We start from the raw sequence: 26,861 nt of genomic DNA on the forward strand, positions 1-26,861 counted from the left end.
CGGAACTGGTCATCGTCATACGGGCGGGTTGTCGCCGTCCCGATGGCGCAACGAACGTAAGTGAGGAATCCAATGACGCAGCAACGCACCGGCACGGTGCTGGACCAGATCATCGAGGGAGTACGCGAGGACCTCGAAGCCCGCCGCGCGGTGGTCAGTCTGCAGCAACTACAACGCACCGCCCGGGCCCAGGCGCCCGCCTTGGACGCCGAACGTGCCCTGCGCGGTAGCGAACCCAGCTCGGTTCAGGTGCTGTCCGAGGTCAAGCGTTCGAGCCCGTCCAAGGGCGCCCTGGCGGACATCGCGGATCCCGCCGAACTGGCAGCGGCCTACGAACGAGGCGGTGCCAGCGCAATTTCCGTGCTCACGGAGAAGCGTCGCTTCGGAGGTTCGCTCACCGATCTGGACGCCGTACGCCAAGCCGTGACCATCCCGGTGCTGCGCAAGGACTTCACCGTGGACGAGTATCAGATCTGGGAAGCCCGGGCCCACGGTGCGGACATGGTGCTGCTGATCGTGGCGGCCCTCGACGATCCCACCCTGCGCCGGTTCCTGGACCTGACCCACGAGCTGGGTATGCACGCGCTCGTCGAGACGCACACCCCCGAGGAAATCCAGCGGGCCGTGGCGGTCGGTGCGCGCATCATCGGGGTGAACACCCGCAATCTCAAGACCCTGGACGTGGACGTGGACACCTTCGGCCGACTGGCCGAGCAGATTCCCGCAGACGCCGTGATCATTGCCGAATCCGGTGTGTCCGGCGAGGACCAGATCAAGCTCTACGCGGGCCACGGTGCCAACGCGGTGCTGACCGGTGAGGTGCTGGTCACCTCCGACGACCCGTCCCGCACCATTGCCCGGTTCCGGGAGGTGGGCGCGGCGGCACGCGTCGACTTCCTGGCGGGGAAAAAGCCACCGGCCGCCCAGGCCGAGTTCGCCGCGGAGCGGCTCGCCGACGACGCCGCCGCGCCGGCCTCCGGGGGCCGTTCCCTCAAAAACGCACCGGGCCCGTACTTCGGTGACTTCGGGGGCCGGTGGATGCCGGAATCCCTGGTGGCCGCCCTGGACGAGCTGACCGAGGTCTTCGACAAGGCACGTACCGATGACGAGTTCGCCGAGGAATTCCAGCGGTTGTCCCGCGACTACTCCGGCAGGCCCTCCTTGCTCACCGAGGCCAAGCGCTTCGGCGAGGCCATCGGCGCCCGCGTGTTCCTGAAGCGTGAGGACCTCAATCACACCGGTTCGCACAAGATCAACAACGTTCTGGGCCAGGCCCTGCTCGCCAAGCGCATGGGCAAGAACCGCCTGATCGCCGAAACCGGTGCCGGCCAACACGGCGTGGCCACCGCGACCGCCGCGGCCCTGTTCGGCATGGAATGTTGCGTGTACATGGGGGAGGAGGACACGCGGCGCCAGGCCCTGAACGTCGCCCGCATGCAACTGCTCGGCGCCGAGGTCGTGCCCGTCTCCCACGGTTCCGCCACCTTGAAGGACGCCATCAACGAGGCCCTGCGCGACTGGGTGGCCTCCGTGGACACCACGCACTACTTGCTGGGCACCGCAGCAGGCCCGCACCCGTTCCCCGCCATGGTCCGCTACTTCCACGAGCAGATCGGTGAGGAGGCTCGGGCGCAGATCCTGGAGCAGGCCGGACGCTTGCCCGACGCCGTCACGGCATGCGTGGGCGGCGGGTCCAACGCGATCGGTATCTTCCACGGTTTCCTGGACGACCCCGAGGTCGAGCTCTACGGCAACGAGGCCGGCGGCGATGGTGTGGGCACCGGACGTCACGCGGCCACCATCACGCTGGGTCGCCCGGGTGTGCTGCACGGCGCCAAGACGTTCCTCATGCAGGACACGGACGGACAGACCATTGAATCGCATTCCATTTCCGCCGGTCTGGACTACCCGGCCGTGGGGCCCGAACACTCGCACCTGCACGCCATCGGTCGCGTGAAGTACGAGGCCATTACGGACACCCAGGCAATGGACGCCTTCAAGTTGCTCTCGCGCACCGAGGGCATCATCCCCGCGATCGAGTCATCGCACGCTCTGGCCGGGGCGCGGGAGCTGGCCGCCCGTTGGGTCCAGGAACTCGGTCCCGAGACCGCGGCGGAAAAAATCATCGTGGTGTCCCTGTCCGGGCGCGGCGACAAAGACGTGGCGACGGCCGCAGAGTGGTTCGACCTGCTTCCCGAGAACAGCCACGAGGAGCAGGTCGGTCAGAAAGGTGAAGAACTGTGAGCGCCCCCGAATCCGTCCGTCCCGGAGTGGGCGGTCTGGCAGAACGTATTCTTCCCCGGGATCTCACCCGTAACCCGGACTCGAAACTGGCCGCACGCATTGCCCAGTGCAAGGCCGAGGGGCGCCCCGCGCTCGTCGGCTACCTCCCGGCCGGCTACCCGACCGTGGCGGAATCCGTTGACGCCGCGGTAGCACTGGGTCAGAACGGCGCGGACATCATTGAGATCGGGATCCCGTATTCGGATCCCGTCATGGACGGCACCGTCATCCAGAACGCCACCACCCTGGCACTAGCCAACGGCGTTCGTGTGGCGGATGCCTTCACGGTCGTGAGGGCCGTCTCCGAACGCACGGACGCCGTGCCCGTGGTGATGACCTATTGGAACCCCGTGCTGCAAACCGGCGTGGACGAATTTTCCCGCAGACTGCTCGAGGCCGGGGGAGCGGGCATCATCACCCCCGATCTCATCCCCGATGAAGCCGGCGACTGGTTCGAGGCCTCCCAGAAATACGGCCTGGACCGGATTTTCCTGGTGGCCCCGTCCACTACCCGGGAGCGCATGGACATGACCGTCAAGGCGTCCTCCGGATTCGTGTACGCGGTATCCATCATGGGCGTCACCGGCGCGCGGGACCAGGTGTCATCGGCCGCCGAGGACGTCGTGGCGCGCGCCCGCGAAGCCGGCGCCCAGAACGTGTGCGTGGGTCTGGGTGTCTCCAACCGCGGCCACGTCGAGGAAATCGGCGCGTACGCGGACGGTGTCATCGTGGGAACCGCGCTCGTGCGCGCCCTGGGTAAGGGCGGAGCCGACGCTGTGGGTCTCCTGGCCTCCGAACTGTCCGGGCGCCGCTGATGCCGCCGGTCGTTGCCGCAGCCATCCCGTCCCCGGACATCAGTAGCCTCTCCCTCGGGCCCCTGACCATCCACTTCTACGCCCTGTGCATCCTACTGGGCATGGCCGCGGCCGTATGGCTCACCATGCGCCGCTGGAAGGACCGGGGCCAGGACCCGGATGTCCTGTGGGACATCGTGTTCTGGGCCGTGATCGCGGGCATCATTGGTTCCCGCGCCTACCACGTGCTCATCACGGACCCCGCCGGATACTTCGGACCCGGTGCCGATCCCCTGGACGCGCTCAAGATCTGGGAGGGCGGCCTGGGCATCATGGGCGCCGTGCTCTTCGGTGCCGGAGCCGCCTGGCTCGTGTCACGCAGGAACAACGTACCTTTGTGGTATTTCGCGGATGCCGTGGCGCCCTCGCTCCTGTTGGCGCAGGGCATCGGCCGGTGGGGCAACTGGTTCAACCAAGAACTCTTCGGTAAGCCCACCGACCTGCCCTGGGGACTGGAGATCGATCCGAACTCCGCGAACTTCCCGGCCGGGTTCCCCGCGGACACCCTGTTCCATCCCACGTTCCTCTACGAGAGCCTGTGGAACCTCGCCGGTGTGGTGATTTTGATCACACTCGGTAGACGATTCCAACTCACTCACGGCCGCGTGTTCGCCCTGTACCTGGTGTACTACGGCTTCGGGCGGCTCATGATCGAGCTGTTCCTGCGGATGGACCCGGCGTTGCTGATCGCTGGTCAAAGGGTCCACGTGTGGACGTCATTGGCCCTGGTGCTGTTCGGTATCGCATTATTCGTGGCAATATCCGCGAGGATGCGCAAAAGCCCCGACATGCCCGCGAGCGGTGCCGCGCACTCCGCACGCCGCTGAGCGCTGAGCGCCACGCCATGCCCCCGGTGACCCCGGGGGCATTGTGCTGGGGTGTTGGCCCTCACACACTCATTTCGGATCGTGGTAAATTACCCGTGCGCCGCACCGGGAATTCGTCATCACGCGGGTTCCGCGTTCGGTGGTGATCCGTCGGCCCATCGAGGTTCGACCCGTAGTTCGCAGCGCCGCGGACGCTTATGTCATCTGGATCAGATGATGTCCGTACGCACTTCACCCCAGTGGCCCGGGCATTGTTGACACTTCAGACCTGCCCACCAACCCGGTGAGGAGCTCCCTATGAGCCAAGTCAACCACGCAGCCCCCGTGACCAGTATGGTCACCGACGCGGTCAACCGCGACACGGGCCAGCCTGACTCGCGCAGCGAACTGACCCCCGCGCAATCCCCGTTCCGGGCCTTTTCCACCCAGCCCGAGGACCAGGGCCTCTACCGTGGCGAGGACGAAAAAGACGCGTGCGGTCTGGCGGTAGTCGCCACCCTCGACGGCAACTCCACCCACGAGATCGTGGAAGCCGCGCTGACGGCCCTGCGCAATCTCGAGCACCGCGGTGCCGTGGGCGGTGACGAAGGCACCGGCGACGGCGCCGGCATTCTCACTCAGATTCCCGACGCCTTCTTCCGGGACACGGTGAACTTCCAACTGCCCCCCGCGGGCGCCTACGCGGTGGGCACCGCGTTCATGCCCACCGGCGGCCAGCACTTGGAGCCGCTGCAGCGCGCACTCGAGGATCTCGCCGTCATGGAGGGTCTGCGCGTGCTGGGTTGGCGTGACGTCCCCGTGGTGGATGATGCCGTGGGCGCCTCCGCGCGCGCGGTCATGCCCACGTTCGTGCAGTTCTTCGTGGCGGACGAACGCCACAACGCCAGGGGAGCGAGCCTGTTCGAACCCGGCGCGGCGGCGTCGTTCGACCCCGCGCACCTGCAGCTGGAACTGGACCAGAAGGTCTTCCGCGTGCGCAAACGCGCGCAGAACAAGTTCGGTGTGTACTTCCCGAGCTTCTCCTCACGCACCTTGGTGTACAAGGGCATGCTGACCACCGCGCAGTTGCAGCCCTTCTACCCGGACCTCTCCGATGAGCGGTTCACCACCAAGCTGGCCGTGGTGCACTCGCGCTTTTCGACCAACACGTTCCCGTCGTGGCCGCTGGCTCAGCCCATGCGTACCCTGGCGCACAACGGCGAGATCAACACGGTCATGGGCAACCGCAACTGGATGCGCGCCCGCCAGTCTTCGATGTCCGGTGCCGTGCTGGGCCGCAACCCCGAGGAGCTGTTCCCGATCTGCTCGGAAGGCGCCTCGGATTCCCAGTCCCTGGACGAGGTGGCCGAGCTGTTGCAACTGGCCGGGCGCCCGGTCACCGAGACCATGCTCATGCTCATCCCGGAGGCCTGGGAGAACCACGAGAGCATGGACCCGGACCTCAGGGCGTTCTACCAGTACCACTCGACGCTCATGGAACCGTGGGACGGTCCGGCGTGCGTGTCCTTCACGGACGGCACGCGGGTGGGATCCGTGTTGGACCGCAATGGTCTGCGCCCGGGGCGTTTCTGGGAGACCGAGGACGGTCTGGTCATTTTCGCGTCGGAGGTCGGTGTCATCGACATCGGCGACCGCACGGTGGTGCGCAAGGGTCGCGTGTCCCCGGGAACCATGTTCCTGGTCGACACCGAAGCGGGCCGGATTGTCGACAACGACGAGATCAAGGCCGAGTTGGCCGCGGCCAAGCCGTGGCGCAACTGGGTCCAGGACTCCATCGTGCCGATCAGCGAACTTCCCGAACGCGAGCACATGGTCCACCCCGCGCAGTCCGTGCGGCTGCGTCAGAAGACCTTTGGTTACACCGAGGAAGATCTGAAAAAGATCATCGGCCCCATGGCAGTGGCCGGTGCCGAACCGATTTACGCCATGGGCACCGACACCCCGGTGGCGGTGCTCTCCGATCGGTCCCGGTTGCTCTACGACTACTTCGTGCAGTCCTTCGCGCAGGTGACCAATCCGCCCCTGGACGCGATTCGTGAGGAACTGGTGACCTCACTGATCGGTTCGGTGGGCCCCATGGCCAACCTGTTGGCCACCCAGCAGGCCAAGACCCGCCTGATCAAGGTGGACTTCCCGGTCATCAACAACGACCAGTTGGACCAGTTCCTGCACCTGGACGACGAGGACGGCGCCGCACTCACCCTCAAGGTGCGCGGCCTGTACCGCCCGGACGGCGGGGAAGAATCACTGCGCGCGCGCATTGCAGAAATCTGCGAGAAGGTGTCCACCGCGGTCAACCGCGGCGTGCAGTTCGTGATCATTTCCGACCGCGATTCCAACGGCGGCTGGGCACCCATTCCGTCCTTGCTGTTGACCTCTGCCGTCCACCATCACTTGCTGCGTTCGGCAACCCGCACCAAGGTTGCGCTGATCGTGGAATCCGGCGACGTGCGCGAGGTCCATCACGTGGCTCTGCTGCTGGGCTACGGGGCATCCGCCGTGAACCCCTATCTGGCCATGGAATCTGCGGAGGAGCTCGTGCGCCGCGGTGAGATCACCGGGGTGAGTGAGGAAGATGCCGTCTACAACCTGATCAAGGCGCTCGGCAAGGGCGTTCAGAAGATCATGTCCAAGATGGGCATCTCCACGGTGCAGTCCTACTGCGGTGCCCAGACTTTCGAGGCGCTGGGGTTGTCGGGCGAGCTGGTCAACGCGTACTTCTACGGAACGCGCACCCAGATCCAGGGCGTGGGCCTGGACGTGATTGCGGAGGAAACCGCGTCCCGCCACCGTCTGGCCTACCCGGAGGACGGTGTCACCGAACCCCACCGAGACCTGGTCATCGGCGGCGAGTACGACTGGCGCCGAGAAGGACCGCGGCACCTGTTCGACCCGCAGACCGTGTTCCGGCTTCAGCACGCCACGCAGACGGGCCGTTACGACATCTTCAAGTCCTACACCGCGCGCGTGGACGATCAGTCACGTGAGCTCGCCACTCTGCGCGGTCTCATGAGCTTCACCTCGGAGCGGGAACCCATCCCGATCGAACAGGTGGAGCCCGTGAGTTCGATCGTCAAGCGGTTCTCGACCGGTGCCATGAGCTACGGCTCCATTTCCCAGGAGGCCCACGAGACCCTGGCGATCGCCATGAACCGGTTGGGAGGTAAGTCCAACACCGGCGAGGGCGGCGAGGATCCCGAACGGTTAGTGGATCCCGAACGCCGTTCGGCCGTCAAGCAGATCGCCTCGGGTCGCTTCGGTGTGACCAGCTTGTACTTGGCCACCGCGGACGATTTGCAGATCAAGATGGCCCAGGGCGCCAAACCCGGTGAGGGCGGCCAGTTGATGGCGCAGAAGGTTTACCCCTGGATCGCGCGCACACGTCATTCGACCCCGGGCGTCTCCCTGATCTCGCCCCCGCCGCATCACGACATTTATTCGATCGAGGATCTGGCGCAGCTGATTTACGACCTCAAGCGCTCCAACCCCCGGTCCCGGGTGCACGTGAAGCTCGTTTCCGAACGGGGGATCGGCACGGTCGCGGCGGGCGTGACCAAGGCCAAGGCCGACGTCGTGCTCATTTCCGGTCACGACGGCGGCACCGGCGCCGCGCCGCTGAACTCGCTCAAGCACGCGGGGATGCCGTGGGAGCTTGGCCTGGCGGAGGCGCAGCAGACCCTGCGGCTGAACGGGTTGCGTGAACGCGTGGTCGTGCAGGCGGACGGTCAGCTCAAGACCGGCCGTGACGTGGTGGTTGCCGCGCTCTTGGGTGCCGAGGAATTCGGTTTCGCCACCGCACCCCTGGTGGTCGAGGGCTGCATCATGATGCGCAAGTGCCACTTGGACACCTGCCCCGTGGGCGTGGCCACCCAGAACCCGGAACTGCGCAAGCGCTTCACGGGCAAGGCCGAGCACGTGGTGAACTTCTTCGAGTTCATTGCGGAGGAAGTGCGCGAATACCTGGCTCAATTGGGCTTCCGCAGCATCGAGGAGGCCGTGGGCCACGCCGAGGTGCTGCGCACCCGCGAGGCCATCGAGCATTGGAAGGCCAAGGGCCTGGATCTGAGCCCCGTGCTGGACTCGTTTCAGTCTCCGGGTCTCAAGGACGGACTACGCAACACGCGCGAACAGGATCACGAGTTGGAGGACCACTTCGACAACAAGCTGATCCCGCTGGCCGCCCCGGCCATCGAGAACGGGGAACCGGTGCGGGTCATGGAGCGCGTCATCAACACCGACCGCACGGTGGGCACCATGCTGGGCTACACGGTGACCAGCGCCCTGGGCCTGAAGGAGTTGGCCGACGACACCATTGATGTGACCCTGACCGGTGAGGCGGGACAATCCATGGGCGCGTTCATTCCCCGCGGTATCACGCTGCGGTTGGAAGGCGACGCCAACGACTACACGGGTAAGGGCCTGTCCGGTGGCCGCATCGTGGTGCGCCCGCCGCGCGGAGCGGGTTTCGCCTCCCACGAGAACGTGATCGCGGGCAACGTGATCGGCTACGGCGCCACGAGCGGTGAAATGTTCTTCAGCGGCACGGTGGGCGAGCGGTTCCTGGTGCGCAACTCGGGCGCCACCGCGGTGGTCGAGGGAATCGGCGACCACGGCTGCGAGTACATGACCGGCGGGGTGGCACTCGTGCTGGGCGAGACCGGCCGCAACTTCGGCGCGGGCATGTCCGGTGGTGTGGCCTACGTGCTGGATCTGGACGAGTCGGACATCAACAAGCAGGCACGGGACTCCGGGGAACTGCTCTTGGCAACGCTCGACGAGCAGGACCGCGAACTGGTCCTGGCGCTCATCAAGCGCCACGGCGAGGAAACCGAGTCCGAATGGGCGGCCGAGTTGCTCCAGAACCCCGAGGACATCATCGCGCGCATGACCAAATTGCTGCCGCGAGATTATTCAGCGGTGCTCGCACTGCGCAATCAGGCCGAGGCCGCCGGAGACGACCCGGACGGTGACGGCACCTGGCACAAGATTTTGGAGGTGACCACGCGTGGCTGATCCCCGTGGTTTTCTGAAAGTTCGGTACCGCGAAGACCGCCCCAAGCGCCCGGTTCCCGTGCGCATCATGGACTGGAACGAAGTTCAGGAGCGGCAGAACGCGCAGACCCTGCATGAGCAGGCCGGCCGCTGCATGGACTGCGGCGTGCCGTTCTGCCACCAGGGCTGCCCGCTGGGCAACCTGATTCCCGAATGGAATGACCTGGTGTGGCGCGGTAAGAAGGATGAGGCCGCGGAGCGCATGCACGCGACCAACAACTTCCCCGAGTTCACGGGTCGCGTGTGTCCTGCTCCGTGCGAGTCCTCGTGCGTGCTGAGCATCAACCAACCGGCCGTGACCATCAAGCAGATCGAGTACGAGATCGGCGAGATGGCCTTCGACGAGGGTTACGTCAAACCGTTCATCCCGGCGCGCCTGGTGGGAAAAACCGTGGCCGTGGTCGGTTCGGGGCCGGCCGGACTGGCGGCGGCCCAGCAACTGACACAGGCCGGGTTCACGGTGGCGGTGTACGAGCGCGATGACCGCATCGGTGGCTTGCTGCGCTACGGGATCCCCGATTTCAAGCTTGAGAAGTCCGTGGTGGACCGTCGCCTGGATGTCATGGCCGCCGAGGGTACGCGGTTCCGCACCGGCATCGAGATCGGCAAGGACATCACCTGGGACGTTCTTCGCCGCCGCTACGACGCCGTGATCGTCGCCACCGGGGCCACCCGCCCCCGTGAACTGGATATTCCCGGCCGCGAGCTGCAGGGGATCCACCACGCCATGGACTACCTGGTGCGATCCAACCGGTTGTCCGCGGGGGACGAGGTCACGGATCTCATTGACGCTCGCGGCAAGAACGTGATCGTGCTCGGTGGCGGTGACACCGGCTCGGACTGCATTGGTACCGCCCACCGGCAGGGAGCGGCGTCGGTGACGTCTTTGGCCATCGGTCGGAAGCCACCGGTGGACCGCGCCGATGAGGAACCCTGGCCCATGATGCCCAAGGTTTTCGAGGTGTCGTCCTCTCATGAGGAGGGCGGCGAGCGGACCTACTTGGCGTCCACCGTGGAATTCGTGGGGGACGAGAACGGCCACGTGACGGGTCTGAAGGTTGCCGAAACCGAGTACCTGGACAATGGCCGGCGTGTTCCGAAGGAGGGCACGGAGAAGGTCATTCCGGCTGACCTCGTGTTCTTGGCGCTGGGTTTCACCGGGAACGAGTCCGATGACCTCACGTCCCAGCTGTCCGTGGAACTGGACCGCCGCACCAACGTGGCCCGCGACGAGCAGTACATGACCGCCGTGGATGGCGTGTTCTCGTGCGGTGACGCGGGCCGCGGCCAGTCGCTCGTGGTGTGGGCCATCGCCGAGGGGCGCGCGTGCGCGGCCGAGGTGGAACGGCACCTGACCGGACAAACGCGCCTCCCGCAGCCCGTGACGCCGTCGGAACGCGCCATCGATTTGAGCCTTTAGCTAAAGCGGGGTTCACGCGATACCCAGCCGTATCAATCCGTGGCCCCCGTTGCTAAACTGAGAACCGAATTCCGGCAAAGTGGCCGTGCTGGAGCAGCAATACGCTGTTTCATCGCGGCCATTTTTCTGTTTTCGCCCTCTAGTCTCCGACCGAAAGGGAATCACCCATGCGTCGAGCGAAGATCGTGGCCACCATTGGCCCGGCTATTTCCTCGTACGAGCACCTCACTCAGGCCATCAGGGCCGGGATGAATGTGGCTCGCCTGAACATGAGTCACGGTGATCACAACGTTCACAACGCCTCCTACGAGAACCTGAGACGGGCCAGCGAAGAACTCGAAACCACGGTGGCCATCCTCGCCGACCTGCAGGGCCCCAAGATTCGACTGGGCGCCTTCGCGAACGGCCCGTATAACCTGGAGGTGGGGGACCCGTTCACCATCACCATCGAGGATGTCGAGGGGTCCCAGGAGCTGTCTTCCACCACGCACAAAGGTCTACCCGGTGACGTCAACGTGGGCGACCCACTGCTGATCGACGACGGTAAGGTGGCCCTGAAAGCCACCAAGGTCACGGACACTACGGTGGAGACCGAGGTGATCGTGGGCGGCCCCGTCTCCAACCACAAGGGCATTAACCTTCCCGGTGTGGCCGTGAACGTTCCCGCGCTCAGCGACAAGGACGAGGATGACCTGCGCTGGGCACTGCAATGCGGCGTGGACATCATTGCGCTGTCCTTCGTGCGCGACGCCAAGGACATTACCCGCGTGCATGAAATCATGGCGGAAGAAGGCCGGAAGATCCCGGTCATCGCCAAGATCGAGAAGCCGCAGGCCGTGGACAGCCTCCACGAAATCATTGACGCCTTCGACGGCATCATGGTGGCCCGCGGTGACCTGGGCGTGGAGCTGCCTCTCGAGGCCGTGCCGATCGTGCAGAAACGCGCCATTGAACTGGCTCGCCGCTGGGCCAAGCCCGTGATCGTGGCCACCCAAGTCCTCGAGTCCATGATCGACAATCCGCGCCCCACCCGAGCAGAGGCCTCCGACTGCGCCAACGCCGTGCTCGACGGTGCGGATGCGGTCATGCTCTCCGGTGAGACCTCCGTGGGCAAATACCCGGTGCAGACCATCGAGACGATGGCCAGGATCATCGAGGCCACCGAGACCCAGGGCATGGATCGCATGCCGCCGCTGGGCACCGAGCCCCGCACCCGCGGTGGTGCCGTGACCCGGGCCGCTGTGACCATGTCGCGGCAGTTGGACGTCAACTACATCTGCACGTTCACCCAATCGGGTGATTCCGCCCGCCGCCTGTCCCGGTTGCGGCCCGACCGCCCGATCCTGGCCTTCACTCCGGTGCAGAACGTGATGGCTCTGCTGTCCTTGCTGTGGGGTGTGAAACCCATCCTGGTCGAGCAGGTGCACCACACGGATGAAATGACCAAGCAGGTGGACCACTACATGCTCGAGAAGGGCCTGGCCGGTTCGGATGACCTGGTGATCATCTGCGCAGGATCACCTCCGGGCGTGGCAGGTTCCACCAACCTGGTCAAGGTCCACCGCGTGGGAGACCTGGACGATGCCGGTGAGGCACCCGTGCGTGAACAGCACGAACGCGTTGGTCCGTGGCGCGAGACCCTGCCGGCTTCGGCTCCCTGGCGCGAATCGTGATCCGCTAGTTTTCCAGCGCGATCAACGACGGCGATCCGGGCACTTCGGTGCGTGGGTCGCCGTCGGCGTGCGGGGGCCTTTCGGGTGGACCGTCCCGGCTGTGCCGCGTGAAAGCCGTGTCCGGCACCTGAAGCGCCGTGAGGACCTCTTGCCGAGTCCGAAAGGGTTCTATCAACGCGTGGAGTGTCGCCCCAGCTCCGGCCGAACATTCTTGGCAGAGGTTCGTCGCGTCGACGGGGCCCGGGCTGCGAACATCGTCCCCAGATGTCAGGGGCGCGTTTCTTCGCCCGGACATTCGCGGCCATCAGATACGGCGGTCCTTGTTGCCCCTCGCGTCCCGGACTCAGCTCACGCCTCAGTCCGGTTCTTGCCCGACGCCGACGCCGCCGCCACGGCATGTTTCAGTGGTAAACGCTTCACGTTCCAGGCGTCGTGAGAGCCCAGCCTTGCACCTTAAGCGTCGTTGGAACCCCTGAGGGGAGCACAAGAGGTTCTCGTGCCACCTGAGGCGCCGTCGAAGGTTCTAGCCGCGCCTCAGACGCAGGGGGCCCGTTGGCGATCCGACCGCGCCAACAAAAAACGGCCCCGCGTCACCGGGGCCGTTTCGCTACCGCTCTCACCGAACGGTTCATGGTGCCCAAGGTGGGACTCGAACCCACACATGTTTCCATACTGCATTTTGAGTGCAGCGCGTCTGCCAATTCCGCCACTTGGGCAAGTGCCGTACACAATCACAGCACGAGGCCGTGAGCAGCGGGTAACAGCTTACACGATGAGCGGTAGGCTAGAGACCAATGCGCCACGCACGGCTTCTCGTGTGGCGTGTCTCATGCCCAACCCGCCGCGATGGCGTGGTTTGATGCGGTATCCAGTTTGTTTCCCAGTTAACCAAGGAGTTCCCCCGTGACGGAATCGCCCGAAGCGTCCACTCCCGCTCCCTCGAATGAGCCCGCCAAGACCGTTGTGGTCGCCGAGGACGAGGCCTTGATCCGCATGGACATCGTGGAGATGCTGCGCGAAGCCGGTTACAACGTGGTGGCGGAGGCCGAGAACGGGCAGCGTGCCGTGGATCTGGCCCGAGAGCATACACCGGACCTGGTGCTCATGGACGTGAAAATGCCCGTCATGGACGGCATCACCGCGGCTGAACACATTGCGGAGGAGCGCATCGCTCCGGTGGTGCTGCTGACGGCCTTCAGCCAGCGCGAACTCGTGGAGCGGGCGCGTGAGGCCGGCGCCATGGCGTACGTGGTCAAGCCGTTCACCGTGGACGATGTGGTCCCGGCCATTGAGATCGCGATGTCCCGCTTCGAGGAAATCTCCGCGCTGGAGAATGAGGTGGCGGACATGAAGGAACAGTTCGCCACGCGCAAACTCGTGGAGCGCGCCAAGTCCCTCCTGCAGACCAAAATGGGCCTGTCCGAACCCGAGGCGTTCCGCTGGATTCAAAAGACCTCCATGGATCGCAGGCTGTCCATGCGTGAAGTGGCCGACGCGATCATCAACCAGGTGACCTGAGGGCGGACTTCTCCGAGCGCCCCGGATGAACGCCTAGGATGGACGCGTGAGTGAGACGAGCGACGCCCAGAACAACCCGAGCCAGGACACCCCCGCCGATCCCGTGGTGGTGATCGGGGAGAAAACCGAGTCCCCCCAATCGATCACGCTGCCCGGCACGGTGAGCCACCCGGAACGACGCCTGCTCCTGATTGACGGGCATTCCCTGGCGTTTCGTGCGTTCTTCGCACTGTCCCGCGCCGCGGAGTACGGCGGCGGCCCGGGTTTCGTCACATCAGAGGGAGTCCACACCGAAGGTGTTTACGGGTTCCTGAACACCATGGTCAAGCTGATCCGCGATTATCAGCCGACCCACCTGGTGGTGTCCTTCGACCTCGAAGGCCCCACCCTGCGTTCCCAGGAATACGGGGACTACAAGGGCGGTCGAGACGAGACCCCCGAGGAGTTCCACGGCCAAGTGCCGAACATCGAACGCATCCTCAAAGCACTCGGCGTCCCCGTGGTCACTCTCGAGGGCTATGAGGCCGACGACGTTCTGGCCACCTTGGCCACGCGCGGCGCCTCGGAGGACTTCGAAGTGCTCGTCTTCTCCGGAGACCGTGACGCGTTCCAAATGGTCAACGACCACGTCAATATCGTGTATCCGGGCCGCACCCCGTCCGATCTGCGCCGCATGGACGCCCAGGCCGTGTACGAGAAGTACAAGGTGGCGCCGCAGAACTATCCGGATCTCGCCGCCCTCACGGGTGAGCAGGCGGACAACCTACCGGGCGTGCCCGGTGTGGGCCCCGGTTTCGCGGCCAAGTGGATCGCATCCTACGGGCCCGTGGAATCCGTGCTCGAGCACGCCGACAAAATTACCGGCAAAAAGGGCGAGGCGTTGCGCGAGAACGTTGAGCTCGTGCGCCGCAATCGCAAGCTGAACCGGTTGGAAACCGACCTCGACCTCGACCTCGACTTCGCCAACGCCGCGCTCCCGGTCCCGGACACGGACAAGGTGGACGAGGTCTTCGACGACCTCGAATTCGGCGCCGGTCTGCGCGGCCGGCTACTGGATGCCTTCGGCAATGCCGGTGAGAGCGGACCCACCTCAAACGCTCCGGCGGTGAGCGAGGTCCATCGCGTGAGCACGGCGGAAGACTGGCAGCAGTGGCTGGACGAGAACAAGGACACCCAATCGCCCGCCGTGGTGCGGCGTCTGCTGCCGGATCCCAAGGCGGCGTCGGGCGGGGAAGTCACGGTACTCGTGTTCACCGCAAACACCACCGCCGTGGTGGATGTGATCGCCGCGGACCAGGACCTGGCCGGCGCCGTGGACCAGTGGCTCGAGGACCGCAGCGAACCGAAGATCGTGGACGGCCTCAAGGATCTGTTCCACGGCCTCGTGGACCGCGGTGTGACCCTGGACGGCGTGCACGACGACGTTCAGCTGTCCGGTTACCTCGTGCGTCCCGCGCTGCGCAGCTACGACCTCGAGGCTCAGCTCGCCCAGCACCTGGAACTCGAGGTGCCGCGGGCGGGCGACCCAGCGGCGTCGTCGGGCAAGGGCAAGGCCGCGCAGACGGAGCTGGACCTGGGCGGGGACCGAGGCCTCGAAGCGATCCCGGACGAGGTCCTGCAGCGTGAGGCGAGCCTGGGCGCGGCCTGCGCCCAGCTGAGCCGTCATTTGCGGGCACTGCTCGAGGCGGACGGCCAACTGCCGATGCTGCTGGATCTGGAAATGCCGCTGGCGGTGATCCTGGCGCGCATGGAGAACCTGGGTGTAGCCATCGACCGCCCCGGGATCGACCAGTTGTACAAGGACCTGCAGCAGCCCATCGACCAGAACAAGGAGCAGGCGCAGGCGCAGATCGAGGGCACGGTCAACCTGGGTTCGCCCAAGCAGTTGCAGACCGTGATGTTCGAGGAACTGGGCCTGCCCAAGACCAAGAAGACCAAGACCGGTTACACCACGGACGCCGCGGCGGTGGCGGATCTGCTGGGCCGGGTGGATCCCGAGACGCAGGGCTCCCGGTTCCTGGTGGCGCTCATGAACTGGCGCGAGTACTCCAAGCTCAAGCAGATCGTGGAGGGATTGCGCAAGGCCATTGCCGAGGACGGCCGGGTCCACACGACCTACATGCAGACCGTGGCAGCCACCGGGCGGTTGTCCTCGACCGACCCCAACCTGCAGAACATCCCGGTGCGCACCGAACAGGGTCAACGCATTCGCAACGTGTTCGTGGTCGGATCGGATGAGGAAGGCCCGTTCGAGACCCTCATGACCGCGGATTACTCGCAAATCGAAATGCGCATCATGGCGCATTTGTCCGGGGACGAGGCCCTCATCGAGGCGTTCCGGGCGGGGGAGGACCTACACCGTTTTGTGGGCTCGCGCGTGTTCAACGTGACACCCGAAGAGGTCACCCCGCAGATGCGCTCCAAGGTCAAGGCCATGAGCTACGGACTGGTGTACGGGCTCAGCTCCTACGGACTGTCCCAGCAGCTCAACATTCCCGTGGATGAGGCGCGGACCATGATGAGCGAATATTTCGAGCGCTTCGGTGGGGTGCGCGACTTCCTACGCGGTGTCGTGGACGAAGCCCGCGAGAAGGGCTACACCGAGACCATTGACGGCAGACGCCGCTATCTCCCGGACCTCACGAGCGACAATCGGCTGGCTCGCCAGTCCGCCGAGCGCGCGGCCCTCAACGCTCCCATTCAAGGCTCCGCCGCGGACATCATCAAGAAGGCGATGATCGGGGTGGATCGCGCCCTGGCCGAGCAAGAGCTGCGTTCCCGCGTGCTGCTGCAGGTCCATGACGAACTGATCGTGGAGGTCGCACCCGGAGAGGCCGACGCCGTGGAGAAGATCCTGCGCGACGAAATGGCGGGTGCAGCAGAATTAACGGTTCCACTGGACGTCAACGTGGGCACCGGCCGCACGTGGCAACAGGCCGCGCACTAGAACCAGTCAACGTCACCCAGGAGTCATTCCCGCATGAACACGCACCCGGCCCACGAATCCCGCTCCGAGCAGTACAGCGCCAAGGGCAACACCTACCAGGTGAAGACTTTCGGCGCGGGGTCGGGCGGAATCGCCGAGAACCCGGAAGCAGTCGAGTGGCTGCGCGCGGTCAACCAGGGTTTCCACGGCCCGGAGCCCTCCGAACAGTCCCTCGAAAGGGATCTCAAGTGGCTGCACGGCGAACGCGTCCGCCTGCGCGCCGTCCACAGCCAGGACCCGGTGCCGACCGCGGCTCTGGGTGAGCAGCGACCCGTGGCCACATACTGCTCGTGGGATTCGAGCCTCACCCTGGGCGCGGAAACGCAGCTGCCCGCGTGGTTGGTGTCCGAGGTGACGGTGCGGCCCACGCATGCCCGCCGCGGGATCCTGCGCCGCATGATGACCACCGATCTCACGGAAGCGCACCGGGCAGGGTTCCCGATCGCCGCGCTTACGGCCTCCGAAGCGACCATTTACGGCCGGTTCGGGTTCGGGGCGGGCACGTTCAACACCGAGGTCGCGGTGGCCGCGGAATCCGGCTTAAAGCTCAAGGCCCCGTCCGTGGGTCGTGTGGAAATGGCCGACAACAAGGCGCTCGCGCAGCTGGCGCCGGACATCTTCGAGAAGTTCCACCAGCTCACCCCCGGTTCGCTGAGGCGCACCGGCAAGTGGTGGGATTATGTCAGCGGCCAGTACGACTGGCATGCAGGTAAGGCCGATCCCGAGATTCGCACGGCGGTCCACTACGACGAGAACGACCGGGCGGACGGCTACGTCAGCTACAAGTTCGTGCGCGGGAGTGGCTTTAAGGGCACCCTAGAAGTGGTGGACCTGGTCTCACCCAGCGCCCAGGTGCGCATCGCGCTGTGGGAGTACCTGTGCGGCTTGGACCTGGTCACCGAGGTGCGTCACCCCAATGCCCAAATGGAGGACCCCTTGATGTGGGGCATGGTCGACATGGCCGACTACGAGGTGCGCAAGCGGTACGAGCGGCTGTGGTTGCGCATCCTGGACCCGGTCGCCGCGCTGTCTGCGCGCCCCTACCGTTCGCACCGGGCGTTGACGATTTCACTGGTGGATTCGCTGGGTTTCGCGGACGGCGTGTACACCATCGACACGACCGGCCAGCGGCCGGTCGTGGAGCGGACGGGAGACCGGCCACGCACGGACGACGACGCCGCCGGTAAGTCCATGCCGCGCGTCGAGTTGCCGGACGAGGCGGACGTCGCCATGAACATCGACTCCCTGGGTTCGTTGTACTTGGGGGCCGTCAAGGCGTCCACGCTGTATTACGCGGGACTGATCAAGGTACGGGATCTGGCGGCACTGGATGACCTGCAATCGCTGATGTCCACCTCCGAACACCCGTACTGCATCTCCCCGTTCTAAGCTGCTTGAACCGCTTGCCCTTCAAGCCTAAGATAGAGCAGTGCGTCTTCATTTGCGCGCCCAAAGCACGTTTCGTTCACCGCATCCCGGGCCTTACAAGGTCCCAGCAGTGGGCATTGACCATTCAAACTAATCCATCGGAGTCCCTACTACATGACCACCACCACCCCGCAGGTTGCCGTCAACGACATCGGAACTGAGGAGGATTTCCTCGCCGCTGTCGACGCGACCATTAAGTACTTCAACGACGGCGACCTCGTGGAAGGCACCGTCGTCAAGGTCGACCGCGACGAGGTCCTCTTGGACATCGGCTACAAGACCGAAGGCGTCATTCCCTCTCGCGAGCTGTCCATCAAGCACGACATCAACCCTGACGATGTTGTTGCCGTGGGTGATGAGGTCGAGGCTCTGGTTCTCACCAAAGAGGACAAAGAAGGTCGCCTGATCCTCTCCAAGAAGCGCGCTCAGTACGAGCGTGCCTGGGGCGACATCGAGAAGGTCAAGGAAGAAGACGGCGTCGTCACCGGCACCGTCATCGAGGTCGTCAAGGGTGGCCTCATCCTGGACATCGGCCTGCGCGGCTTCTTGCCCGCCTCCCTGGTCGAGATGCGTCGCGTCCGCGATCTGGCCCCCTACATCGGCCAGCAGCTCGAAGCCAAGATCATCGAGCTGGACAAGAACCGCAACAACGTGGTGCTGTCGCGCCGCGCGTGGCTCGAGCAGACCCAGTCCGAGGTTCGCGCCAACTTCCTGCAACAGCTGCAGAAGGGCCAGGTTCGCACCGGCACCGTCTCCTCCATCGTTAACTTCGGTGCCTTCGTGGACCTCGGTGGCGTGGACGGCCTGGTGCACGTGTCCGAGCTGTCCTGGAAGCACATCGACCACCCCTCCGAGGTCGTCGAGGTTGGCCAGGAAGTCACCGTCGAGGTCCTCGACGTGGACATGGACCGCGAGCGTGTTTCGCTGTCGCTGAAGGCAACCCAGGAAGATCCCTGGCAGCTGTTCGCACGCACCCACGCCCTGGGCCAGGTTGTCCCGGGCAAGGTCACCAAGCTGGTTCCCTTCGGCGCGTTCGTGCGCGTGGAAGACGGCATCGAGGGCCTGGTGCACATCTCCGAGCTGGCGCAGCGCCACGTTGACATGGCCGAGCAGGTCGTCTCCGTCAACGAAGAGCTGTTCGTCAAGGTTATTGACATCGACCTGGACCGCCGCCGCATCTCGCTGTCCCTGAAGCAGGCCAATGAGGGTGTGGACCCCGAGTCCACCGAGTTCGATCCCGCTCAGTACGGCATGGCTGCCGAGTACGACGAGCAGGGCAACTACAAGTACCCCGAGGGCTTCGATCCCGAGACCAACGAGTGGATCGAAGGCTACGAGGAACAGCGCGCAGCGTGGGAGCAGCAGTACGCGGACGCTCAGGCTCGCTGGGAAGCCCACAAGGAGCAGGTGCAGAAGCACCTGGCCGAGGATCAGGAAGCCGCGGTTTCCTCCTCCAACTCCAGCAGCAGCACCAGCGGCCCCGCCGCTCCGACCAGCTACTCCTCCGAGGCTCCGGCCGAGGACGCAGGCACCTTGGCTTCGGACGAAGCCCTCGCTGCTCTGCGCGAGAAGCTGACCGGCCACTGATGCACGGATAGCTCGCACCGCTCCGGCGGTACGGGCCTCCTGACTAGCAGAACCCCGCACGGACTCCGTGCGGGGTTCTGTCGTATCCGGCGCACGTGTGTAACCGAGCGCGACAACAACCGGGATGAGCCACGGTGTTCAGTGCCCGGGGGAGTGGGTTTCAAAGCAGGGCAATGTCGTGCCAGTCGACGCCCCCGAGGTGCGGAGTGTACTGTCCCGCGGTCAGCGAGGTCACGGTGTCCAGGGCAGCGCGGACATCGAACTCCCGATCGGGAACCGCGAGAGTGAGCACAGCGGCGTCGGCGGCGTAGCGGGTGGGCAGCACTGCGAAGCCGGCCGCGCGCACGTCGGCCTCCACACGGCCTGCGTCCGCGTGGGCCAAGCGGACCGTGAGGGAGCGGGAGCGCATGCGTGTCTTGAGAGGGGCGGTCTCGAGCGCTGCGGTCACGCTCCCGGAGTATGCACGTATCAGGCCACCGGCACCGAGTTTGACCCCGCCGAACCAGCGAACCACCACGGCGCAGATGTCGGAGAGATCGCTGTGGAGCCGTTGGTCGCGCTGGGAGGGCACCTTATGAGTGCTCAGGGCCTGCATCATGGGCATACCTGCGGTTCCGGACGGTTCGCCGTCGTCGGAACTGCGGGCCGTCTCGCGGGCGGGTCCGATGATGAAGGCCGAACAATGGTGGCGGGCATCGCGGTACTGAGCCTTGGTCTCGGCGATGAAGCCGCGGGCCGATGTTTCGGAGTCAACCCGTTTCAAGAGCGCGAGGAAGCGAGATTTCTTGATCTCGATTTCGTGGGTGTGCACCGAGGTCGTGCCCAGCACCGTGTAGGAGACATTCGGGTCGGTGGGCATGGCCTCCAGTCTAGGGTGCGGTCTCTCAGCTCAGATAGGCAGACTAAGCAAATTCCCAGGAAATGCCCGCGGGGAGTCTTGCGTCACACCTGTGCTGGGAGGAACATGGCTGCACTGGCACATGGAGAAAGCGGTACCCATTATGAGCATGACAACGCGGCGTGACGAATCCCAGGGTTCGTCGGCACGGAATCGAGAAATCGACCCAGAGGTTGACAATCACGTCAGGAAATTGCTGACGCTGACCATTGTGTCCGGCGTTCTGTACCTCACGACCATCATCACCAACATCATCACCGGGCAGATCACGCACAAGGCCTTCGAGGATGCGCCGTTCGGAGCGCCACCCGAGGGTTTGTACTGGGTTGGCGCGGTGGTGGGCCTCATCCTGCTCGTGGGGATGTACATGGCCGTGTACATTCCGCTGCGCAAGCGGCTGCGTGAGGGTTGGTATGCGGGCGCGGTGTTCGCGACCGTGGGGCTGATTCACGCGGCCTTGTCCGCGGTAGTTGCACCGGGAAACCTCCTCCTCGGCCTCCCCGGAATTGCCTTGGTGGTGGTCAACGGGATCTGGCTGTTCATTGCATTCCGCCCGGGAGTGCGCGAAGGGCTCGGCTGATCCCGGGTCACGCAGTGGCGAGGGAGCGACGAAATGTTCGGAACGCGCGGTGACCTCCGGCGAGAATGAGCAGATGTCCGGACGGTCGGAACTGACCGGTACAGTGGTGGATCGAAAGCCAACCTCAGAACGCTGCTCAAGGGAGGTCGCTCGTGGGTGACGGTGTGTCGCGGGCCAACACTCGACCCGTGGAGACGGTGGGTCTCACCGGGGGGATTGCCTCCGGTAAGTCCACCGTCTCTCGACGCCTGGCGGAGCTGGGAGCCGTGGTGATCGACGCCGATGCCATTGCCAGGGACCTCCAGAAACCGGGGCAACGGGGGCTCACCGCGATCCGCGGACACTTCGGTGAATCGGTGATAGATCCGACCACCGGTGAGCTGTTACGAGAGGAACTGGCACGCGTTGTGTTCAATGATGAACTACAACTCGAAACTTTGAACGGCATGATCCACCCGATGGTTCGGGAGGAAACCGCTCGGCTGATCGAGCAGGCCGCGCCCGGATCGGTCATTGTCTTCGACATGCCGCTCCTCGTGGAGACCGGCCAGCACGCGGACATGGACCAGGTCCTGGTGGTCGAGGCACCACTCGAGGAACGGGTTCGTCGCATGGTCACCGACCGGGGCATGGACCCCGAGCACGCTCGTCGGCGCATTGCGGCCCAGGCCACCGACGAGCAGCGGCTGGCCGCGGCAACCACCGTGTTCGACAACTCGGGCTCGGTCGAGGACCTCCTGAGTCAGGTCGATACTTGGTGGCGTCAGCAAGGCGAATAGCGTGTCGGAGGTGACGCGTAGTCTAGTGGCATGTCGCTGGCCCAGAAAATCAATCGCGTTGTCGCCCCGTTCGAGGTGGTCTCCGAGTTTCAGCCCGCGGGTGATCAGCCCAAGGCCATTGCGGAACTCACGGAACGGATCCAGGGCGGCGAACAAGACGTTGTCCTGATGGGCGCTACGGGCACCGGTAAATCAGCCACCGCGGCGTGGCTGATCGAGGCCATACAACGCCCCACCCTGCTGTTGGTCCAGAACAAGACCCTGGCCGCTCAGTTGGCCAACGAACTGCGGGAACTGCTGCCCAACAACGCGGTCGAATACTTCGTCTCCTACTACGACTACTACCAGCCGGAGGCGTACGTTCCGCAGACGGATACCTTTATCGAGAAGGACTCCTCCATCAATGAGGAAGTCGAGCGGCTCCGGCACTCGGCAACCAACGCGCTCCTGACCCGCCGTGACACGGTGGTGGTCTCCACGGTGTCCTGCATTTACGGTTTGGGCACCCCGGAGGAGTACGTCAAACAAATGGTCACGCTCGCCGTGGGCCAAGAAATGGACCGCGACGATCTGCTCCGCCAATTCGTGAATATGCAGTACGCCCGCAACGACATCGATTTCCACCGCGGCACGTTCCGGGTGCGCGGTGACACCGTGGAAATCATCCCCATGTACGAGGAACTCGCGATCCGCATCGAGTTCTTCGGGGACGAGATCGAAGCGATTTACACCCTGCATCCGCTCACCGGGGAGATCGTCAACGAGGAACAGGAAATGTACGTCTTCCCGGCCTCCCACTACGTGGCGGGCGCGGAACGAATGGCGCGAGCGGTGGAATCCATTCAGGACGAGCTGCAGAACCGCCTCCAAGAACTGGAATCCCAGAACAAACTGGTCGAGGCCCAGCGACTGCGCATGCGCACCACGTACGACCTCGAGATGATGGAGCAGATGGGCTACTGCAACGGCATCGAGAACTACTCGCTGCACATTGACGGCCGGCCCCGCGGTTCCGCGCCCCACTGCCTGCTGGACTACTTCCCGGACGACTTCATGCTCATCATTGACGAGTCTCACGTCACCGTGCCGCAGATCGGCGGCATGTACGAGGGCGATATGTCCCGCAAACGCACCCTGGTGGAGCACGGCTTCCGGTTGCCATCCGCCATGGACAACCGGCCCCTGAAATTCGACGAGTTCCTGGAACGCATCGGCCAGACCATGTATATGTCCGCGACCCCGGGCAAGTATGAACTGGCCAAGGTGGACTCCGTGGTCGAGCAGATCATCCGTCCCACCGGTCTGGTGGACCCCCAGGTAGTCGTCAAGCCCACCAAGGGACAGATCGACGATCTGCTGGAGCAGATCGAGCTGCGTGTGGAGCGCAATGAACGCGTCCTGGTGACCACACTGACCAAACGCATGGCCGAGGATCTCACCGAGTACCTCATGGAACACGGGGTGCGCGTGCAGTACCTGCACTCGGACGTGGACACCCTCAAGCGCGTGGAGCTGCTGCGGGACCTGCGCATGGGCACCTTCGACGTGCTCGTGGGCATCAACCTGCTGCGCGAGGGCCTGGACCTGCCCGAGGTCTCGCTCGTGGCCATCCTCGACGCGGACAAGGAGGGCTTCCTGCGCTCCACCACGTCGCTCATTCAGACCATTGGCCGTGCCGCGCGTAACGTCTCCGGTGAAGTGCACATGTACGCGGACAAAATCACGGATTCCATGGCGACCGCCATTGATGAGACCAATCGTCGCCGCGCGATCCAGGTGGCGTACAACAAGGAGCACGGGATCGATCCTCAGCCGCTGCGCAAGCGCATTGCGGACATCACGGACCAACTGGCCCGCGAGGACGAGGACACACGAACCCTCTTGGCCCAGCGAGCCGCCGCCAATGATCACACCGCACCCGTCAAGGGCGGCAAGAAGAAGAGCGCGTCCGAGACCCAGCGTGAGGCAGCATCCAGGGCTGAATCCAAGCTGTTGCGTGACGGCGTGCAGGCTGCCCCGGCGGAGGATCTCGTGGAGCTCATCGAGCAGTTGAGTGAGCAAATGCGCAACGCCGCCGCCGAACTGCAGTTCGAACTCGCGGCACGGCTGCGTGATGAATTGGCGGATCTCAAGAAGGAACTGCGCCGCATGAAGGACGCGGGTCACGCCTAGACAGTCCTGCGAGCTGTGTAAACTGGGTCAGACCACAACGTGGGGGAGTATCCCGAAGAGCTGTGAACGTCAGCACGAGCGGCATTGATGCCGCTCCGGGCGCAGCAACCGATCGCTCACGGCGAGAAGGCCACCGTTACCGGTGCGTCGACCGAGTGCCGATCGGTGGAGAGACCCACGGTCTCCACCGTCTCTCAACGGAAAGTGCTGACACATGGAAATCACCGGCCTGCAATGGGGCATCACCCTTGCATTGATTCTGGGCCTGCTGGCTTATGACTTCTTCTTCCACGTGCGCAAGCCGCACGAGCCCACGATCAAAGAGGCCGCCATTTGGTCGGCCGTGTACGTGGGTATTGCTCTGCTCTTCGGTCTGGTCATCCTATGGATGGATGGCCCGCAACTAACGGCGGAATACTACGGCGGTTACATCACCGAGAAGGCGCTGTCGGTCGACAACCTGTTCGTCTTCCTGATCATTATTGCCTCCTTCAAGGTGCCGCGGGCTGATCAGCAGAAGGTACTACTCTTCGGCATCGTGTTCGCGCTGATCGCGCGCACGGTGTTCATCTTCATCGGTGCCGCCGCGATCAACACCTTCTCGTGGGTGTTCTACCTGTTCGGCCTGATCCTCATTTACACCGCGGGCAAGCTCATCAAGGGCGAGGTCACCGATTCGGAGTCGGACGAGGCCGACAATTTTGTGGTGCGACTGGCCAAGAGAGTTCTGCCGACCACCGACTACTACGACCGCGACAAGCTGTTCACCATTGAGAACGGCAAGAAGGTCATGACCCCCATGCTGCTGGTCATGGTGGCCATTGGCGGCACCGACATCTTGTTCGCGCTCGACTCCATCCCCGCGATCTTCGGTCTGACCCAGGAGCCGTACATCGTGTTCACGGCCACGGCGTTCTCGCTCATGGGTCTGCGCCAGCTGTACTTCTTGATCGACGGCCTGCTGGATCGCCTGATCTACCTGTCGTGGGGTCTCTCGCTCATCCTGCTGTTCATTGGTATCAAGTTGATGCTGCACGCTCTGCACGAGAACACGCTGTCCTTCATCAACGATGGTCAGCATGTCCCCGTGGCAGAAATCGGTATCGGCACGTCGCTGACCGTGATCATCTCCATCCTGGTCATCACCGTGCTGGCCTCGTTGTTCAGCCCCAAGGGTCGTGCCCTGCGGATCATTCAAAAGACCCAGGACCTCTCCGAGAAGTACCTGGCCCTGCCCAAGGACGCGCCCGCGGAGGAACGCAACCGCATTTCTTCCAAGATCGCCGAACTCACACAGCAGTTCCCCAAGATCTCGGAAAAGCACAAGGAAGAGCTCATCGATTCCCGCGCCAGGTTCCGCAAGATGGTCGACACGGTGCACGGGCAGCAGAGCGAATTCGAATCCACGGGCGAGGTCAAGACCCCGTCCCCGGACCTCGATCAGGACGACGTGGAATCAGCAGCTCCCACGGCCACGGTGCAGCCCACCGGTAAGGCCGCGGACGGCAGCGGACCCGAAGGTCACTCGACCGGAGGTTCCACCTCCCTGCGCTAATTACCGTTCGATGGCCTGAACAGGCCCTGGAACTCACGACGTCGCCCGCGCACCTGTGAGGTGCGCGGGCGACGTCGTACCCGGTCGTTCCTAGCGCCAGGCAGCGAAGGGGCCAGGTTCGGTGGTGAACCACAGGGCTGCCGCGGCAAACAGCCCGGCCCACAACAGGGAGGCCAGGGTGCCGATGATGAATTGCTCGCGCTGTCGCGCGTTGGTGAATTCCCCGTACCGGGCCAGACCCTTTACGGCTACGACCACCCCGATACCGGCCACGTGACCGGTCAGCAGGGACGCAATGGTGGCCGACCGTTCCAGGAAACCGATCACCAAACCGCCTCGCAACGGTGGTGTGACCGGCTCCGGGGGTGGCTCGGCGCCGTCCCAGGGGTCGGGGGCGGGGGTCGGCCGCTCATGGGAGACGTCCGCCAGGTTGAAGACGCACCGGACCGCCAGGTCCCCGGACAGTGTGCCGGCGATCAGCAGCGCCGGATAAGCCCATTCACGCGGCGCGGTACCGGCCAGGACGGTCCACACGGCGGTCACGATCACCAGGGACGCCGGTAGCGCGGCGTCCAGGAGGATACGGGAGATTTTCACGAGGCCTCCGCAGTGCCGTCGGCCAGTTGCAGGAGGGTCAGCACCGCGGGGTGGGTGGCTTGCTCCTGGCTCCAGAGCGCGGATGACAACCTCCGCGACACGGACGACTGCGCGATGCCCAGCGTCGACGCGATCTGCTGCTGCGTGAGTCCCTGCTCGGCCAGGTCGGTTGCCTCGCGTGCGGCCCGCGTGCGGCGTTGGCGTACGGCACTGGCCAGGGTCAATACGGCCTGGGCATGGGATGCCCAGGCTGTGCCGCGCACAGCGGGATAACCGGTGTCCTTCGACGCCGTCACGGCCTCCCGCGCGGCCACGAAGGCCGGCCCCGTGGCCTCGTTGACGTTGTTGGGCAGCGGCATGTTCACGGCTCCGATTCCCAGACCCACGTGCCAGTCCTGGTCATCCACCAGGGCGAGCACTGCGGTCAGGGCGTCCTGCGCAGTGTCGTACAGAGCCTGCAGCTCGTCTCCCGCGCTGATCTGCCACCCCAGGACGGGTCGAGGGAGATCGGAATCAAACCGATTGCGATGCTCGCTCATGGCCAGGGCGCCGGGGGCCGTGCGAGAACCGCGTCGATCGACGGTCAGGGCGTACATCAATACCTCCTCTGTGTCGGACGGACGACCGTGCACCTGATGCGGGTCACACTGCA

At 64.7% G+C, this 26,861-nt stretch carries 17 protein-coding genes and 1 tRNA gene; 14 read left to right on the forward strand and 4 right to left on the reverse strand.

What is annotated here, in order from left to right; all coding sequences use genetic code 11:
- Nucleotides 1–72: 72 nt before the first annotated feature.
- The 6 genes from AC3ENJ_RS01500 (at nt 73) to pyk (ending at nt 12,109) form a co-directional block, all read left to right on the forward strand.
- Nucleotides 73–2,244 (forward strand): bifunctional phosphoribosylanthranilate isomerase/tryptophan synthase subunit beta, encoded by a 2,172-nt coding sequence (locus tag AC3ENJ_RS01500; protein WP_431812826.1) that lies wholly within the window; start codon nt 73–75, stop codon nt 2,242–2,244.
- On the forward strand, nt 2,241–3,098 hold the full coding sequence (gene trpA / locus AC3ENJ_RS01505; protein WP_431812827.1) for a tryptophan synthase subunit alpha: 858 nt from the start codon (nt 2,241–2,243) through the stop codon (nt 3,096–3,098). Before AC3ENJ_RS01500 ends, trpA begins: the two co-directional genes overlap by 4 nt.
- Nucleotides 3,098–3,964: a prolipoprotein diacylglyceryl transferase gene (gene lgt / locus AC3ENJ_RS01510; RefSeq protein ID WP_190807217.1), complete on the forward strand. Its 867-nt coding sequence runs from the start codon at nt 3,098–3,100 to the stop codon at nt 3,962–3,964. Before trpA ends, lgt begins: the two co-directional genes overlap by 1 nt.
- Before the next feature lie 297 nt (nt 3,965–4,261).
- On the forward strand, nt 4,262–8,977 hold the full coding sequence (gene gltB, locus AC3ENJ_RS01515) for a glutamate synthase large subunit (RefSeq protein ID WP_431812828.1): 4,716 nt from the start codon (nt 4,262–4,264) through the stop codon (nt 8,975–8,977).
- A complete protein-coding gene (locus AC3ENJ_RS01520; RefSeq protein WP_190780305.1) occupies nt 8,970–10,436 on the forward strand; it encodes a glutamate synthase subunit beta in 1,467 nt (488 codons plus the stop codon). Before gltB ends, AC3ENJ_RS01520 begins: the two co-directional genes overlap by 8 nt.
- A 167-nt stretch (nt 10,437–10,603) precedes the next feature.
- Nucleotides 10,604–12,109, forward strand: coding sequence for a pyruvate kinase (gene pyk, locus AC3ENJ_RS01525; RefSeq protein WP_431812829.1), 1,506 nt, complete (start codon nt 10,604–10,606; stop codon nt 12,107–12,109).
- Nucleotides 12,110–12,740: 631 nt separating this feature from the next.
- Here the strand turns inward: pyk and AC3ENJ_RS01530 are convergent.
- Nucleotides 12,741–12,825, reverse strand: a tRNA-Leu gene (locus AC3ENJ_RS01530).
- A 187-nt stretch (nt 12,826–13,012) separates the two neighbouring features.
- Here AC3ENJ_RS01530 and AC3ENJ_RS01535 point away from each other — a divergent pair.
- The 4 genes from AC3ENJ_RS01535 to rpsA all read left to right on the forward strand — a co-directional run bounded on the left by AC3ENJ_RS01535 (nt 13,013) and on the right by rpsA (nt 19,628).
- Nucleotides 13,013–13,627, forward strand: a complete 615-nt coding sequence (locus tag AC3ENJ_RS01535) for an ANTAR domain-containing response regulator (RefSeq protein WP_190780307.1) — start codon at nt 13,013–13,015, stop codon at nt 13,625–13,627.
- A gap of 46 nt (nt 13,628–13,673) precedes the next feature.
- Nucleotides 13,674–16,574: a DNA polymerase I gene (gene polA, locus AC3ENJ_RS01540; protein WP_431812830.1), complete on the forward strand. Its 2,901-nt coding sequence runs from the start codon at nt 13,674–13,676 to the stop codon at nt 16,572–16,574.
- Nucleotides 16,575–16,607: 33 nt separating this feature from the next.
- On the forward strand, nt 16,608–18,002 hold the full coding sequence (locus AC3ENJ_RS01545; RefSeq protein ID WP_190780309.1) for a GNAT family N-acetyltransferase: 1,395 nt from the start codon (nt 16,608–16,610) through the stop codon (nt 18,000–18,002).
- Between the two features lie 153 nt (nt 18,003–18,155).
- Nucleotides 18,156–19,628: a 30S ribosomal protein S1 gene (gene rpsA / locus AC3ENJ_RS01550; RefSeq protein WP_190780310.1), complete on the forward strand. Its 1,473-nt coding sequence runs from the start codon at nt 18,156–18,158 to the stop codon at nt 19,626–19,628.
- Between the two features lie 160 nt (nt 19,629–19,788).
- Here rpsA and AC3ENJ_RS01555 read toward each other — a convergent pair whose 3' ends face one another.
- Nucleotides 19,789–20,487 carry an IMPACT family protein gene (locus tag AC3ENJ_RS01555; protein WP_431812831.1) on the reverse strand — a complete coding sequence of 233 codons (699 nt, stop codon included), beginning with the start codon at nt 20,485–20,487 and terminating at the stop codon, nt 19,789–19,791.
- A gap of 142 nt (nt 20,488–20,629) precedes the next feature.
- Here AC3ENJ_RS01555 and AC3ENJ_RS01560 point away from each other — a divergent pair, with 142 nt between their 5' ends.
- The 4 genes from AC3ENJ_RS01560 (at nt 20,630) to AC3ENJ_RS01575 (ending at nt 25,612) form a co-directional block, all read left to right on the forward strand.
- Nucleotides 20,630–21,106 (forward strand): hypothetical protein, encoded by a 477-nt coding sequence (locus AC3ENJ_RS01560; RefSeq protein ID WP_431812832.1) that lies wholly within the window; start codon nt 20,630–20,632, stop codon nt 21,104–21,106.
- A gap of 152 nt (nt 21,107–21,258) precedes the next feature.
- Nucleotides 21,259–21,885, forward strand: coding sequence for a dephospho-CoA kinase (coaE, locus tag AC3ENJ_RS01565; protein WP_431812833.1), 627 nt, complete (start codon nt 21,259–21,261; stop codon nt 21,883–21,885).
- A gap of 30 nt (nt 21,886–21,915) precedes the next feature.
- A complete protein-coding gene (gene uvrB / locus AC3ENJ_RS01570) occupies nt 21,916–24,057 on the forward strand; it encodes an excinuclease ABC subunit UvrB (protein WP_431812834.1) in 2,142 nt (713 codons plus the stop codon).
- Nucleotides 24,058–24,271: 214 nt separating this feature from the next.
- The gene (locus AC3ENJ_RS01575) at nt 24,272–25,612 is read left to right on the forward strand and encodes a TerC family protein (RefSeq protein ID WP_190807223.1); all 1,341 of its coding nucleotides are present in this window, start codon (nt 24,272–24,274) and stop codon (nt 25,610–25,612) included.
- Between the two features lie 90 nt (nt 25,613–25,702).
- Here the strand turns inward: AC3ENJ_RS01575 and AC3ENJ_RS01580 are convergent, their stop codons facing one another.
- Both AC3ENJ_RS01580 and AC3ENJ_RS01585 read right to left on the reverse strand, forming a co-directional pair.
- Nucleotides 25,703–26,209, reverse strand: a complete 507-nt coding sequence (locus AC3ENJ_RS01580; RefSeq protein WP_190807224.1) for a hypothetical protein — start codon at nt 26,207–26,209, stop codon at nt 25,703–25,705.
- Nucleotides 26,206–26,805 carry a hypothetical protein gene (locus AC3ENJ_RS01585; protein ID WP_431812835.1) on the reverse strand — a complete coding sequence of 200 codons (600 nt, stop codon included), beginning with the start codon at nt 26,803–26,805 and terminating at the stop codon, nt 26,206–26,208. The genes AC3ENJ_RS01580 and AC3ENJ_RS01585 overlap by 4 nt, the downstream gene beginning before the upstream one ends.
- Nucleotides 26,806–26,861 lie beyond the last annotated feature (56 nt).

It is taken from the genome of Kocuria sp. cx-455, assembly GCF_057707085.1.